Source organism: Rhodococcus sp. YH1 (assembly GCF_009939605.1).
In the GTDB taxonomy this organism is placed as follows: Bacteria; Actinomycetota; Actinomycetes; order Mycobacteriales; family Mycobacteriaceae; genus Rhodococcus; species Rhodococcus aetherivorans.
In genome coordinates this window covers 1-14727 of record NZ_WVTE01000045.1, presented here as the reverse complement: position 1 = coordinate 14727, position 14727 = coordinate 1, and the positions used below count along the sequence as shown (strand labels likewise).

At 68.6% G+C, this 14727-nt stretch carries 8 protein-coding genes and 1 pseudogene; 3 read left to right on the top strand and 6 right to left on the bottom strand.

Going from position 1 to position 14727, the window contains the following annotated elements; genetic code table 11:
• The 3 genes from AIIKEEIJ_RS05075 to AIIKEEIJ_RS05065 all read right to left on the bottom strand — a co-directional run.
• On the bottom strand, positions 1-801 hold an 801-nt coding region (locus AIIKEEIJ_RS05075; protein WP_161995084.1), incomplete at its 3' end, for an MFS transporter.
• 12 nt (positions 802-813) lie between these two features.
• Positions 814-999: an MFS transporter gene (locus AIIKEEIJ_RS05070; RefSeq protein ID WP_161995083.1), complete on the bottom strand. Its 186-nt coding sequence runs from the start codon at positions 997-999 to the stop codon at positions 814-816.
• 235 nt (positions 1000-1234) lie between these two features.
• Positions 1235-2257 carry a LysR substrate-binding domain-containing protein gene (locus tag AIIKEEIJ_RS05065; RefSeq protein ID WP_161995082.1) on the bottom strand — a complete coding sequence of 341 codons (1023 nt, stop codon included), beginning with the start codon at positions 2255-2257 and terminating at the stop codon, positions 1235-1237.
• Between the two features lie 350 nt (positions 2258-2607).
• Here AIIKEEIJ_RS05065 and AIIKEEIJ_RS05060 point away from each other — a divergent pair, with 350 nt between their 5' ends.
• The gene (locus AIIKEEIJ_RS05060; protein WP_161995081.1) at positions 2608-3384 is read left to right on the top strand and encodes an alpha/beta fold hydrolase; all 777 of its coding nucleotides are present in this window, start codon (positions 2608-2610) and stop codon (positions 3382-3384) included.
• A gap of 81 nt (positions 3385-3465) precedes the next feature.
• Here AIIKEEIJ_RS05060 and AIIKEEIJ_RS05055 read toward each other — a convergent pair whose 3' ends face one another.
• The 3 genes from AIIKEEIJ_RS05055 to AIIKEEIJ_RS05045 form a co-directional block, all read right to left on the bottom strand.
• Positions 3466-5412 (bottom strand): 3-oxoacyl-[acyl-carrier-protein] synthase III C-terminal domain-containing protein, encoded by a 1947-nt coding sequence (locus AIIKEEIJ_RS05055; RefSeq protein ID WP_161995080.1) that lies wholly within the window; start codon positions 5410-5412, stop codon positions 3466-3468.
• Positions 5413-5465: 53 nt separating this feature from the next.
• Positions 5466-6299 carry a 3-oxoacyl-ACP reductase FabG gene (locus AIIKEEIJ_RS05050; RefSeq protein WP_161995079.1) on the bottom strand — a complete coding sequence of 278 codons (834 nt, stop codon included), beginning with the start codon at positions 6297-6299 and terminating at the stop codon, positions 5466-5468.
• A gap of 885 nt (positions 6300-7184) precedes the next feature.
• The gene (locus tag AIIKEEIJ_RS05045) at positions 7185-12698 is read right to left on the bottom strand and encodes an ATP-binding protein (protein WP_161995085.1); all 5514 of its coding nucleotides are present in this window, start codon (positions 12696-12698) and stop codon (positions 7185-7187) included.
• 844 nt (positions 12699-13542) lie between these two features.
• Between AIIKEEIJ_RS05045 and AIIKEEIJ_RS05040 the strand changes: the two genes are divergently transcribed.
• A complete protein-coding gene (locus AIIKEEIJ_RS05040; protein WP_006946883.1) occupies positions 13543-13995 on the top strand; it encodes a GyrI-like domain-containing protein in 453 nt (150 codons plus the stop codon).
• Between the two features lie 53 nt (positions 13996-14048).
• Positions 14049-14727, top strand: a pseudogene (locus AIIKEEIJ_RS05035) (acyl-CoA thioesterase); the annotation flags it as partial.

The following is a 14727-nucleotide window of genomic DNA, read 5'->3' as shown; positions in this document are numbered from 1 at the left end:
CGACGACTGGATGCCCCATACGAGCAGGGCAATTCCCTGCGACACGAACAGGGTCCACGGCGCCGACGTCAGGACCCAGTTGATGGGGAACACCACCACAATGACCGCGACAGCCCACAACACCAGTTGCTTGCGGCGCCCGATCCGGTCCGAGAGCCGCCCCCAGAACGGCAGTGCGATGAAGGCAAGAATCTGTGCGCAGAACGTTGCGATGTAAGCCCCGTTGGGATCCATGCCCTTGCCGGAAATGGCGAACGACGAGGAGAAGTTCACCCACGTGTAGTAAAGGACGTTGGTCAGGAGGCTCAGCATCAGAATGCGGACGGCGATGATCACCAGCTGCCGGCGCGTGATCACTCGGACCGACGCGGTGCCGGCGGCCGCCTTGGCTTCCTCGAAGAATCCGGATTCTTCGGCCTGACGGCGGAGGAACAGCGCGAAGATGGCCAGCACTGCTCCGATGGCAAAGCCGATGCGCCACCCGAACTCCGACATGTCGTCCTCGGAGATGATCGACGTCTGAAGGATGCTCATCGCGGTTGCCGCCATGACGCCGAGCAGCATCGTCATCATGATGCTGCTACCCCACAGGCCCCGCTTGTTTGCCGGGGCGATCTCGGCCAGGTATGTGTAGGCGTTTCCGCTTTCGCCGCAGTGGGCGATGCCCTGGATGAGCCGAGCCGTCAGAAGGAGAACCGAGGCCCAGATGCCGATGGAGTCGTAGGTCGGGATCACTGCGACCATGAGACTGCCCGCGCCCATCATGAGCATGCAGATGACCAGTGATGTCTTGCGTACCAACCTATCTCCCAGTCAACCGAGGATCAGCCCGCCGAGCGGGCGGGCGAGGAAGTCGCCGGCGAACACCGCCAGCGTGGAGAGCCGCGCCGACTGGGGATCGTTCTTGTCGAAGAAGTTGGCGGCCAAGTATGTGGTCACGAGCGCATACATGGTCCAGTCGAACCATTCGAGGAAGTTTCCCGAGACGCCGGCGATCATGGACTTCCGTTGATTTCTCGGAAAGTGCCCTGTGCCGTCGGGTATCCCGTCGCCGGCAGTGGCTGTTGTTGGCATGGAGAACCTATCGAAGGGAGAAGTTGAGGGAGGGTACGGCTCCTATGAGTCACGGCCCCCGGGGTGGGAGTTGTGACCCACCGCGCAGAGCTTCTCATATCCACAGTGGTGCAATCCAATTCTGATTGATCTGAATTCACTATGAGTTCGATAGCGGGGATTAACCAATCCGAAGGTACGTCGACGGGAACGACAAGAACCCCAGCGGAACCGGGGCTTCAGTGAGTCCGATCGGGGCTGATCCGGCCCTTTCGGGGCAACGTCGGGTTACCGGATGAGGAGTACCGGCTCGGGCTCGGGTGTGCAGGAGCTCTCGGGCGATGGCCACGACAGCCTGCAGGGCAGGATTCCTGTTTTTCTTGTGCCATGCCAGCACAGCGGCCATTTTCGGTACCGGTGTGGAAAACGCCCGAGAGCAAAGTCCGGGCATTTGGATGTGCTGTACGTAGGAGACAGTCACTGTGATCCCGACACCGGCGGCGACGAGACTGAGGATCGTGTAGGAATCGGGCGCCTCCTGGACGATGCGCGGGGAGAAGCCCGCCTGCAGGGCGATCAGCGCCGTGGCGTCCCTGACCGTAGAGCCTTGCGTGCCAGGGAAAGTCGCGAACGGCTCACCGGCCAGGTCGGCGACTTCCGGCTCCGGTTTCGCCGCCAGTGGGTGGTCTTCGGGCAGCGCAGCCACCAGCGTCTCGAAGTCGATGATGTGCCAGTCGATCAACGGGTCGCGGACAGGCAGACGAGCCAAACCCATGTCGAGGCTTCCGGAGAGGATCTGATTCACCACCGCTCCGCCGTACGTCTGCCCCTGGAGAGCAAGGTCGATGCCCGGTTCGCTGCCCTTGACGGCCCTGGTGATCAGAGGCAGGACGCGGCGGCTGCTGGCGCTGGCAAAACCCAAGGAAGCTCTGCCGGCAATTCCCGAGCTGCCGAACATCGCCGCGCGTATTGCCAGGTCCAAGTCGTTCAGAATCTTCTGCGCCGGGCCCTGCAACGCCTGGCCCGCCTTCGTGAGTGAGACGGACCGTGTGTTGCGCTCGAACAGCTGGACGCCGAGCTCCTTCTCCAACTGCTGGATCTGCTGGCTGACGGGAGGCTGCGCCATATGAAGCCGCGCGGCTGCCCGGCCGAAGTGAAGTTCCTCCGCGACCGCAAGGAACGTGCGCAGGTGACGGATCTCCACTACTGCCCCCTTGATCTATCTCGACTATCAGACGGTGCCGCTATTTATATTCAGCGAGCAACAATTTCAGCAGAGCCTCCCGGTGGGAACTCGACGCTCCGGCCGAGAAGGCGGACGACGAAGGCGAATAATCGTCAGACCCCAACGGATCGCATTATTTCGGCAGTGGCCATGCAAGCGTCGGACCGGGCCGCGCCTCTGGTCGGTGCGGTGTCGGAAGTGGTGATGCAGCGCCGGCACGGAGGAAGCAGACACCCTCTCCGGTGAGCCGGCATCAGTTGCGAGCGCCTGCCACGGCGGCAAGCCTCAGGAATTCGGTGTCGGCTCGGCGGCACTGGAAGGATGTCGCCATGAGCGATATACACACCGTCGCGTTCGGCGACGTGGAGATCGAGGTGCTCGTCGACGGATCCGGCCCGGCCGTGGTGTTGCTGCCGTCCCTCGGCCGCGACTCCTACGAGTTCGACCCGATCGCAACCGACCTCGCCGCCGAGGGCTTCCGTGCGATCCGGCCCCAGCCGCGTGGCGTGGGCACGAGCCGCGGTCCGCTCGAGGACCTCGACCTGCACGACCTCGCCCGCGACGTCGCCGAGGTGATCGAGCGGCTCGACGCGGGCCCGGCCGTCCTCGCCGGGCACGCCTTCGGCCATTACGTCGCGCGGGTCCTCGCTGCGGATCGGCCCGACCTGGTGCGGGGGGTGGCGATTCTCGCCGCGGGCGCCCGCCGGTTCCCGGAGTCGCTCACCGAACGCGTCGCCAAGTGCTCCGACCTGTCGCTGCCGGATGCCGAGCGGCTCGAGCACCTGCGGGCGGTGTTCTTCGCCGAGGGGCACGACCCGGCGGTGTGGCTCGACGCCTGGTGGCCCGCCGCGATCGTCGCGCAGCGCCGGGCGATGGCCGCCACGGACAAGGAATCATGGTGGACGGTCGCGCCGTCGCCGCTGCTGGACCTGCAGGCAGGCGACGACGTGTTCCGTCCGGCGCCGACCCGCGGCGAACTCACCGGGCAGTTCGGCGCCGACCGGGTCACGGTCGTGCTGATCCCCGGGGCCGGGCATGCCCTGATCCCCGAGGTTCCGCACGAGGTCGCCCGGGCCCTGGTCGACTGGATCCGCGTCCTGCCCTGAGCATCGGTACCGAAAGCCGTTGCCCGCGTGCGCTGGTGCGCACGCGGGCAACGATTCCCCACGCGGGGAACGACGGTTCGATCAGCCGAAGGCGAGTGTCACGTCGTCCGAGGTGGACGCTGCGCGCAGCGGGTCGATGGCCACGGCCCCACCGTCGACCGGGCGGAAGGGTGCCACCACCGCCGGATCGATCCGCAGCACCGTGAAGCCGGCGACGGCGCCGGCGCCGAAGCCCGGAGCGAAGATCCGCACGGGTTCGGTGATCACCCCGTCCCGGACCGCGTCGTGGATGGCGAGCGGGATGCTCGCCGACGAGGCGTTGCCCACCTTCTCGATGTTGAAGTACAGGCGGTCCGACGAAAGGCCGGCGTCCGCCGCGAGCTCGGTGATCATCGTCTTGTTCGCCTGGTGCGGGACGATCAGGTCGATGTTGTCGAGCAGCGTTCCCATGCCGCCCTCCGGGGCGGGCAGGGCCTTCACGTCGTCGAGCATCTGGACCAGATAGCGGCCGGCGAGCGCCTTGACCTCGGGTCCGTAGACGGTGATGTAGTTGTCGAAGTCCGGGTTGGGCCAGATGATCGAGTTGACCTGGCTGTTCGGGCCGCTGGCGTAGGTCTGCATGTACTCGATGTCCGGTGCGGAGCCCTCGGGCGCCACGCCGACCACGAGCGCAGCCGCGCCGTCGCCGAAGATCATGCGGGAGGGGCGCACATTGCCGATCTTGTCGGAGAACTTCTCCACGCACACCACCAGCACCGGCCGTTGCACCTGCTGCAGGATCCGGGTGGCCTCCGCCAGCCCGTACGGCAGGCCGGCGCACGCGGCGACCAGGTCGAACGAGGCGTGGGTCTGGGCGATGCCCAGCTCGCCGGAGATCCACGTGGCCAGCGACGGGATCAGCCGGGCGCTGGTGCAGGTGCACACGATCACGGCCCCGATGTCCTCGGGTCCCACCTGCGCGTGCTCGAGCGCCGACTTCGCCGCCGACAGCGCGAGGTCCTCGAAGCTGCCCGAGGTGTAGCGGCGCTGCTCGATGCCGGTCTTGGCGGTGATCTCGTCCGCGGTCATCGGCGACCAGTTGTAGGCCGAGTTGCGGATCAGATCCTCGTTGGTGCACACCTGATCACCGTGCGCGACGGCGAGGGCCTCGATGCGCGGCTGCACCGCGAAGTCGCGGCGTACGTCGATCGTCGGGTACGGCCGCGAGGGCTGCACCGGCTCGACCTTCGCGGGGACGGCGGCGCGGGCGGTCCGACCCGAGGTGACCCGGGAGATGAACCGCTGCACGTGCCGGTCGCGCGGGTAGTAGAGCACGACGTAGTCGTCGTCGCGCAGCTGCCCCACCTCGGTGAGCTCGACCTGGGTTCGCTCCCACGGCTGCTGGTTGTGCAGCACCATCGACCAGCGCCGCAGCGCCTCGAGCTCGGCGACGTCCTCGTGGCAGTCGAGGATCTCGTCGTAGCCGAACCGGGGGAAGTCCGGGTTGTACGCACCGAGGCGCATCGTCCGGTTCGACGGATCGGAGATCAGCTCTGCGACGGTGGGCTTGACCGTCGGCAACCCGGAGGCGATGTGCTTGCGGGCGCCGAAGACGTCGAAGAGGGTCTCGAAGATCCGGTCCTCGGCGGGGTCGTCCCAGCCCGCGGGCAGGGCGCGGTAGGCGTCCGCGACCCGGGCGGTCTTCGTCTCACTGTCCGGCCATGGCGTCAGGACGGGCATGTAGACGTCGTCGCGGTTGCGCGGCACGTCCGACCACCGGGTGGGGCGCTTGTCGAACATCGTGATCGCGAAGCGGTTGGCCCAGAACAGGTTCAGCGCCATGTCGCGCATGAGATCGACCTTGGTGCGGTAGACGCCCTGCGCGTGGCGCGAGAGGATCTCCGAGACCGTGGGGGCCTTGGTCTCGAAATCGCGACGGATGACGGCATCGAGCTGCTCGACGCTCGTCATCGTCGAGAAATCGAGATCGGGAAAGAAGTTGGACGGGAAGACGATCCGCCCGTGTCGGTTGAGCTCGAAAGGCTGCATGTGCCGAAGTACCGTTCAGTGAGAAGTGCGGAGGTGTGTCTGGGTGCAGCGGGTCACATGTCGAGTCCGCCGTTGACGCCCCACACCTGACCGGTGATGTAGGACGAGGCGTCGGCGGCCAGGAAGTGGACGACGCGGGCGATCTCTTCGGGATCGGCCAGGCGGTTCACCGGGATCGTGCTCTTGATGCGATCGAGGACCTTGTCCGGGATGGTCTCGACCATCTCGGTGGCGACGAAGCCGGGGGTGATGGTGTTGACGGTGACGCCGATGCTGTCCGGGGTGAGCTTGCCGGAGCGGGCCAGCGTGAACGCCGCCTCCTTCGCGAGCGTCTTGGTCAGGCCGAACATGCCGGCCTTCGAGGCCGCGTAGTTCGCCTGGCCGATGTTGCCGGTCTCGCCGATGACGGACGAGACGTTGACGATGCGACCGGTGCCGCGCTCGAGCATGTGCTTCAGGGCGGCCTGGGCCAGGAAGAAGGCGCCGGAGAGGTTGACGGAGATGACGTTGTTCCAGTCGTCGTCCTCCATCTTCAGCACGGTGCGGTCGATGGTGATGCCGGCGTTGTTGACGAGGATGTCCAGGCGCTCGTGCCGCTCGATGACCTCGTTGATGGTGCGACGGCAGTCGTCCGCGTTCGCGACGTCGCCCTTGTGCACGCTGTACTCGACGCCGTTCTGGCCGTTCGCCTGGATGTCCGCGAGGAACTGGTCGGCCTGGGCGGTGTTGCGCCCGTACCCGGCGGCCACCGTCGCGCCCTGGGCGGCGAGGCTGCGGCTGATGGCCGCGCCGATGCCGCGCGTTCCACCGGTCACGAATGCGACGCGGCCGCGCAGCTTGGTGCCGGCGACGGTGGTACGGGACGACGGTTCGATGGTGCTGGTCATGTCGGTTCTCCTCGAATGCGGCGAACTCGACGGATGCCGTCGAGTACAGATGTGTCGGGCCGGCGATGCCGGTGCCCCGAGCGGCGGTGCCCGGAGTCCGATCGGCGTGGGTGCTACCGCGAGCAGCTGATGTGAGCGTCCCTGCACGCTTCGCGATATTCGCCCCTGCCAACCGAATTCACGTAGTGCTCCCGCTCGTTCTCCCCTGTCGAGTTCAATGATGCAGCATCGCGCGTCATGTGTCATGTCTTTCGCCGAAAATGATTGGCAGAGCAATGACTTACGCTAATGATACTGAATAGTCTTGAATAACAACGGATTACGGTCATTGTTGGGGTGATGTTCACCTACAGGCCGACTGCATGTCCGTTCCGGGACCTTCGTCACAACACGCAACGCGCAGCGGGCCGATCGGAATGGCGCGCGGTACTACTGCACGGTCAGGAGTGCGGCATACATGCAGCTGGTCTGTTCGCGTATTCGTGATCTGCCTGCGAAATGTACTCCAGTACAGCATAATTCACTGCTCGATCCGTGGCTGTTCCGCTCGCATGGGGGGTGCCGGCTCGAAAGCACTGCGTGCCAACAGCGTGCATGTAGCGACCTGCGCGGGGGGTGTGGGGGGCGAAAATCGGTACCCGGCTCCACGCCGCCGCAAACCTGTGAGCTTGCTCACGATCGCATATTTCCCGGGATTGGGACACTCCGGATCGGGGGTTGTGTGCGCGGATCGGTCGCCTCGCCCAGCGACTTCAGGGCGACGTACGGCCGTCCCGGCGGGAGAAAGTACCCGGGACGCCGGCCGAGACGGTGACGGACCCGTGAGGGCACAAGAAAGGGCCCCGCACCGGCGAACCGGTGCGGGGCCCTTCGGGGATCGTGCGGTTACTGCGCGAGCACCTTCGCCATGCCTCGCTCGACGGCGGCGACGATCTCCGGCCGCAGGTCCGCGGCAGGGATGATCGAGTGCACGGAGCCGACCTGCTGGGCGCGCTGGATGTTGTGGATGGCCTCGAACTCCGCAGCCACCTCACCGAGCTTCTCCGACCGCACCGCCGTGCGCTGCGTTGCCAGCTCGACCCGCAGGCGGGCCTTCTCGCCGTCCTCGGCCGCGGCGAGCTGCGCCTCGAGTTCGGTGATCCGCGGATCCGCCGCGGTGCGCGCATTGACGTCGCGGGTGAACACCACCGCCGCGGCGGGTGCGCCGCCGAGCACGGAGGCGAACGAGCCCTCGACCGCGAGCACCTCCATGTTCTCGTTCAACGCGCCGGAGAACACCACGAAGGCGCCACCGTGGTAGCGGGAGACCACGACGAAGACGATCGGGCCGTCGAAATTGACGATCGCCCGGCCGATCTCGGCGCCGTTCTCGAGCTGCAGGTTACGCAGCGACTCGGGGGAGCCGTCGAACCCGGACAGGTTCGCCAGCACCACCACGGGGCGGTTGCCGCTCGCCGCGTTGATCGCCCGCGCGGTCTTCTTCGACGACTTCGGGAACAGCGTGCCCGAGGTCCACTGGTCCGGCCCGTCGGTGGGGAACCAGCCCTTGCGGGCGATGGCGCGGGACTCGATGCCGATCACCGTGACCGCGTTGCCGCCGAGATGGGCGTCGAACACCACCGACGTATCGGCGTCGGCCATGTCCGCCCACCGCTCGAGCACCGGGTGGTCCTGGTCGACCACCGCGCGCATGACCGTGCGGATGTCGAACGGCTTCTTGCGGTCCGGGTTGGTCTCCGCGGAGAAGATGTCGCCCACCGTGGTGAAGTCGCTCGACGGGTGCACGTGCGGGTACACCCGGACGTCGCGCTCGATCGGGTCGACGGTCTCGGCCTTGCGGGGGAACCGCTCGCCCGGGGCGAGGTAGGCGTGCTCGTAGTGCCCGAAGAGCACCTCGACCGCGGCCGACAGGTTCGGCGCCCAGTACTGCGCCTGACCGTTGGGGCCCATAACGCGGTCGTAGCCGCCGATACCGAAGTTGTCCTCGGCCGACACGCCACCGGAGTAGTCCAGGGACTGCTTGCCGGTCAGCACCATCGCACTGTCCGGGGTCATCACCAGGATGCCCTTGGTGTGCATGAGCATCGTCGCCTCGGCGTTCCAGTACGGCTGGGCGCCGACGTTGATGCCGGTGACCACGACGTTGATCTCGCCGCCGGCCTGCGTGAAGGTGATGATGCGGCGCAGGGCCCGCGAGACCCAGTCCATGTTCTCGGTGCCGGACTCCATCGAGATGGTGGCGCCGGAGGACAGCGCGAACCACTCGACCGGGACGCCGAGCTGCTCGGCCAGGTCGATCGCGGCGACGACGCGGGCGCACTCGGCCTCCGCGACGGTGCCGAGCGCCTTCGTCGGATCGCCGAACAGCGCGACCCGGGTCATGCCCTCCGGGTACCGCGGCGTCGGGGTGGTGACCAGCCCGACCACCAGACCGGCCTTGTTCCGGCCGTACGGACGCTGCACCGGCACCACGGCGCCGGTGACACCCCCCGTCGCTGCGCTCGCCCCGGAGTCGTCGAGGTCGTACTCGACGAAGCTGCCCTTGCTGCCGGTGAGCAGCGGGATCAGCTCGTACGGGTACACGGTGCCGCGGGCGCGGGAGCGCTGGACCTTCTGGGTGTACTCGTCGAGCGGCTGCAGCGGCTCCTTCGGCGGATCGGTCACCCGCACGACCACGCCGGCGCCGGAGCGGTACGAGAATCGCAGCGCCACCTCGCGGGGCTCGGCCTCCGCGGTCTCACGCCACCAGCCGATGACGGTGATCTCCTCGAGGCCGGCGCCGACGGTGAGCGGGGCCGCCCCACGGCTGACCCGCTTCAGGTCGTCGATGCTCAGATCCACCTCGGGCCACACGAACAGCACCACGCGGTTCGCGTCGAGGCGGCGCTTGCCGCGGGCGGCCTGCGACCGGCGGATCGCGTCGAGGCAGCTCGACAGGGCCCGCTCGAACGCGGGCAGGCCCACGATCGTGCCGGTCTCGTCGCGCTGCGGGGTCAGGTCCCGCACCTCGGCGAGGGCGATGAGCCGCTCGTCGGACGGATTCTCGTTCGCCGCAATGTGATACAGGTACGAGTCCGGGTTCGCCGGCAGGCGGGTGCCGACGAAGTTCTTCAGCCGCCACAGATCCAGGCGCTGACCGGTGAGCGGGTGCATGTCGCGGATGTTGGTTTCCTCCGCGTACCCGGTCTCGAACGGGCGGAAGGTGAAGACGTGCTCCTCGGCGCGGTCGGTGTGGCACACCGTCACCGTGACCCGGCGGGCGGCGGCGGCGACCTCACGGCCGGCCAGCACCGCGCGCAGCGCCTCGGCCTGCGCGTCGGCGTCGGCGGGGGCGTCGTCCCACGCGAGGTACAGGTCGACCACCAGGTTGTCGGTGCCGGGCAGGGTGCGCGCCGACTCCTCGACGGTGTCCAGGGCCGCCTCGAGCTCGGCGTGCCGGGCCTCGGTGGAGATCAGGTACAGGCGGGTGCCGCGCAGATCGAAGTTGCCGGTGACGAACTGCCGGCCGCCGCGCACCTCGGACTGCACCTGCTCGAGCGTGCGGATCTTGTAGGCGCGGCGGGTGATGACCTCGAGCAGCGGGCCCGGAACGGTTTCCGGTCGGGCGATCTGCTGGGCGAGCAGGTCGATCAGCGGCTCGGGGGTGGCCACCAGTGCCTCGACGCGCTGCGCGTAGTCCGCGGCGCAGGGGTGGTCGGCAAGGTGGGCGAGGCTGCCGCGCACCCCGTCGTACACCTGCTCGCGGACCTTGCGGATCACCGGCTCCTCGAAGAGGCGGTAGCGCAGGTTGCGGGCCGCGTCGCCGATCACCGGGTAGCGCACCTGGGTGGCGACGATGAGCCGGTCGAGGACCTCGTTCAGCTCCTGCGAGATGCCGGCCGGTCCCTCGGTCTCCTCGAGCCACCGCTCGAGCAGTGCCGAGACCACCGGAACCTGCGTCTCGATGCGCTGCTGCGCGAGGAACAGCCGGTAGACGGCCTCCTCGAGCTCGGGGGTGCGGTCCAGCTCGGTGACGTCGTAGTGCCGCAGCGCCTGCGACAGCCGCGCCCGGAAGCTCTCGGGCAGGCCGCCGACCTCGACGTCGAGGGACTGCAGGTAGCCGTGGAAGTGCTCGCGGGGGCTGTGCACGCGCTCGTCGCTGGACTCCTCGGCCTGCGTCGGGCGGTTGCGCGAGAGCTCGCACACGTCGGCGAACGTGGTGAGCAGCGCCAGCTCGGCGCGCACCAGGTCGCAGTTCCCGGCGGCCTCGCCGCGCAGGCGGTCGTACTCGGCGAGCAGCGTCGCGGTCCGCTTGCCGGAGACGTCGTAACCGGTGACGAGCGCCTCGAGGGCGTCGAGCCGGGCCAGCGCGTCGGCTGCGGCGTCGCCGGTCACGACGGCGGCGGGTGCGGGGAACTGCACGCGCTCGACCGTCTCGGTGACGGTCTCCTCGGCGATCCGATCGACACGCAGCAGCGGTGCACCGGCGTCGACCTGCGAGTTGACCACGGCGAGGACCTCGCGGACGCGGCCGGCGAAGGGCGCGCGCACCGCGGTCTCCATCTTCATGGACTCGAGCACCACGAGCGTCTGGCCGGCCTCGACCTCGTCGCCGGGGGCGACGGGCACCGCGACGACGACGGCGGGCGCGGGGGTGCGCACGACGCCGGCCTCGTCCTGGCTGATCTGGTGGCTGATGCCGTCGACCTCGACGAGGAAGCCGGTGGCGCCGGCGATCGAGACGATGTGGTGGCGGCGCCCGGCGAGGACGAGCCGGGACTCGAACTGCCCGAGCCGGTCGACGTCCACCTCGAGTTCGCCGCTGCCGGCGTCGACACGGTAGCGGTGCGGCCCGACCTGTCCGACGAGCAGCTCGTAGGCCTGGCCCTGGTAGCTCAGCTCGACCTTGCGGCCCACCGAGTGCCCGGCGCGGGGGCGGCCGCCGCGGGCGGAGGTGAGGAACGCGGCGCGCTCGTGGCTCTCCTCGGCGTCGTAGACGTCGACGGCCGTGGCGATCAGCGCGATGTCGGCTACCCGGGACGGACCGGTGGCGGTGCCGGCTCCGGTGCGGTCGAGCCAGCCGGTGTCGGCCGACGCGGAGATGACCTCCTCGCGGTCGAGCAGGTCGAGCAGGAACGACTTGGTGGTGGTGCCGCCGTCGAGGACGACGGTGGTCTCGCGCAGCGCGGTGCGCAGGCGGGCCAGGGCCTCGTCGCGGTCGCGGCCCCACGCGATGATCTTGGCAACCATCGAGTCGTAGTCCGGCGGGATGACGTCGCCCTGGGCGATGCCGGTGTCGACGCGCAGGCCGGACCCGAGCGGGAACTTGAGCAGCTGCACGGAGCCGGGGGCGGGGGCGAAACCGTTGTCGGCGTCCTCGGCGTTGAGCCGGGCCTCGACGGCGTGACCGAACTCGGGCGGGCAGTCGCCGGGCAGCTTCTCCCCGGAGGCCACCAGGATCTGCAGCTTGACCAGGTCGATGCCGGTGGTGGCCTCGGTGATGGGGTGCTCGACCTGCAGGCGGGTGTTGACCTCGAGGAAGGTGAAGATCTTCAGGTCCGGCTGGTACAGGTACTCGACGGTGCCGGCGCCGCAGTACCCGGCGGCGCGCACGAGGTCCGCGGAGACCGCGCGCAGGTGGTCGGCCTGCTCCTTGGTCAGCAGCGGCGAGGCCGACTCCTCGATGACCTTCTGGTTCTTGCGCTGGATGGAGCAGTCGCGCACGCCCGGCGCCCAGACGTTGCCGTGACCGTCGGCGATGACCTGGACCTCGACGTGGCGGGCGTCGGTGACGAGACGCTCGATGAACACCACGGGATCGCCGAACGAGCGCTCGGCCTCGCCCTGGGTGCGCTCGAGGGCGAGCTCGAGCTCGTCCTCGGAGTACACCTTGCGGATGCCGCGGCCGCCGCCGCCGGAACGGGCCTTGATGATCAGCGGGTAGCCGATGGCCTGGGCGTGCCGGCGCGCGTCGGCGCGGGTCTCGACCGGTCCGCCCGACCACGGGGCGACGGGCACGCCGACCTTCTCGGCGAGCAGCTTGGCCTCGACCTTGTCGCCGAGCAGGCGCATGGCCTCGGCCGACGGGCCGATGAAGGTGATGTTCAGGCGGGCGCAGACCTCGGCGAAGGCGGGATCCTCGGCCACGAAGCCCCAGCCGACCCACACGGCGTCGGCCTTCGCTTCGAGGAGGGCGCGCTCGAGTTCGGCGTGATCGAGGTAGGGGGTGGCGGCCGTGGTGGACGGCCGCAGGGTGACGCCCTCGTCGGCCTGGCGGACGAACATGGCCCGCCGCTCGGCCTCGGTGTGCAGGGCGATCGTCTTGATGTCGTAGCCGTGCTCGGAGTTGAGCTCCCGGACTGCTCTGATGAGGCGTACTGCCGCCTCACCTCGGTTGACCACCGCGATCCGTTTGAACATACTCGTTGCCACCGTTCTCCAGGTTTGTGCGCGCTCGTGCGACGCTCGTCGAAGCTTCTCGCCAGTGAGTGAAAAAAGTTAACCGATGTCGAGGCCCGCGTCACGGGTTGATAACGCGAGCAAGAACATGTATCGGTCGGCTCCTCGTGTCGGCGTATGCGTGCGGACGTGTGCACCGACTGGCCCGGCGGATGCCTGGGTGTCGGCGGACAGGCGGTCGGCCTCGTCCCGCGGACCGTCGTCGTCGACGGCCGAGTGCCCCCCGGTGGGGACGATCCTTCCGCTAACAGCATGAAGGAAACATGAGGGTTTGTCACGTTTTGTGGTCGGCAGGGCGGGGTTTGCCGCTCCCTCTCCGCCTCGCGCGCGGGAACCGCTGGCGGACAGTCGATTACGATCGAAATGGGGGACGATTCCGGGGTCCGGCCTCGGCGGGCCCGGGAATACCGCCGGGTAACACCGGGCAGTAACATTCGGGCCGTTGGTCTTTCGCGCGGCACGATGCCGGGTCCGCGAGCGCCGTCGGCTACGTGAATTGTCCAGCATCGGACCGGCATCGACGCCGCGAACGGGTCGAAGCGGACACGGGCCGCCGGCTGCGGGACCCGTCGCGCCGCCGCGACGAGGGTCGCTGCGGTCCGGCCGGTGCTGTGACGATTGTCACGGTCGTCGGAGCGCTCGTGTGTGCGGGCCGAATGTCACATCGATTCGATTGCATCGACCGGATGTGACATTCGGCCGCCGGCAACCCCCGCACAGCCCGGGCGCTCGATGTCTCCGGAAGTTCACGAATCGGCAGTGTGAATCGCCTATCGTGGCCCCAGGCTTCGACAGGGGAGGACGCATGCCCGAGATCGTGCACGCACCGGCCAGGCATCTGGCCGCCGTGGAGTTCAGCACCGACGTGGCGCACATCGGTGAGCACCTCGGCGAGGCGTACGGCGCCGTCGAACAGTACCTGGCCGGCGCGGGCACGTCGCCGGCCGGCCCGGCCGTCGCGTACTACCGCAACTTCACCAGGGAGGGCTTCGACGGCGCCGCCGGCTTCGAGGTCGCCACCCGGATCGACGGCGACGGTCACGTGGTCCCGATCGACCTGCCCGCCGGCCAGGTCGCGACCGAGACCCACCTCGGTCCCTACGACACGCTCGAGCACACCTACGAGGCCCTCGCCGCCTGGGCCGCCCGGGAGGGGCACGACCTCGACCTGAGCACCGCGTGGGAGGAGTACTGGAGCCCGCCGGGCACCCCCGCCGAGGAAGTGCGAACCGTGATCTTCGTTCCCGTGAACTCCTGAGGCGTATCGCGGAAGCACCCCCACGGCGGCGGGAGGCGGGAGACAATCCGCGAATGTCCCTCGTCGTCGGATTCGCGCCGTGGATTGTGTACTGGATCCTCGTCGGCAACACCGGGTTCGTCACCGCCGTGGCCGCCGCCCTCGCGCTCGCCGCCGCCGGCCCCCTCGTACAGCGGGTGCGCGGGAAGCCGTGGCGCTCCCTCGACATCGGCACCGTCGTCGTCTTCGCGCTGCTGCTGATCGCCGCGCTCACGCTCGACGACGCCGTCCTCGAACGCTGGCTGCAGCCGGTCGGCAATCTCGGACTGCTGCTCGTCGTCCTCGGCGGCATCCTCGCCGGACGACCGTTCGTGCGCGAATACGCCGTCGAGACAGTCGATCCCGCGACCGCGGCATCCGGCGGCTTCCGGTACATCACCACCGCGATGACGTGGATGTGGGCGGCCGCGTTCGCCGTGATGACCGTGTCCTCGCTGATCCCGCCGATCGTCGACGGTTCCGCCACCGTCCGCGACGAGACCGACGCGCTCTCCGTCGTCGGCTACTGGGTCGTCCCCTTCGTCGTCCTGGGTGCCGCCGGACTGGTTTCGGCCCTGTTTCCCAAGTGGTTCGACACGAAGTCCGCGCTCGCCGCCACCGCCAACCCGAGCCCCGAACCCGCGTCCCCGACGGCACCACCCCCGGACCTCGACTCGCCCCGGGTGCACCTCGTCGTGCCGCGCCAGTCGCGGC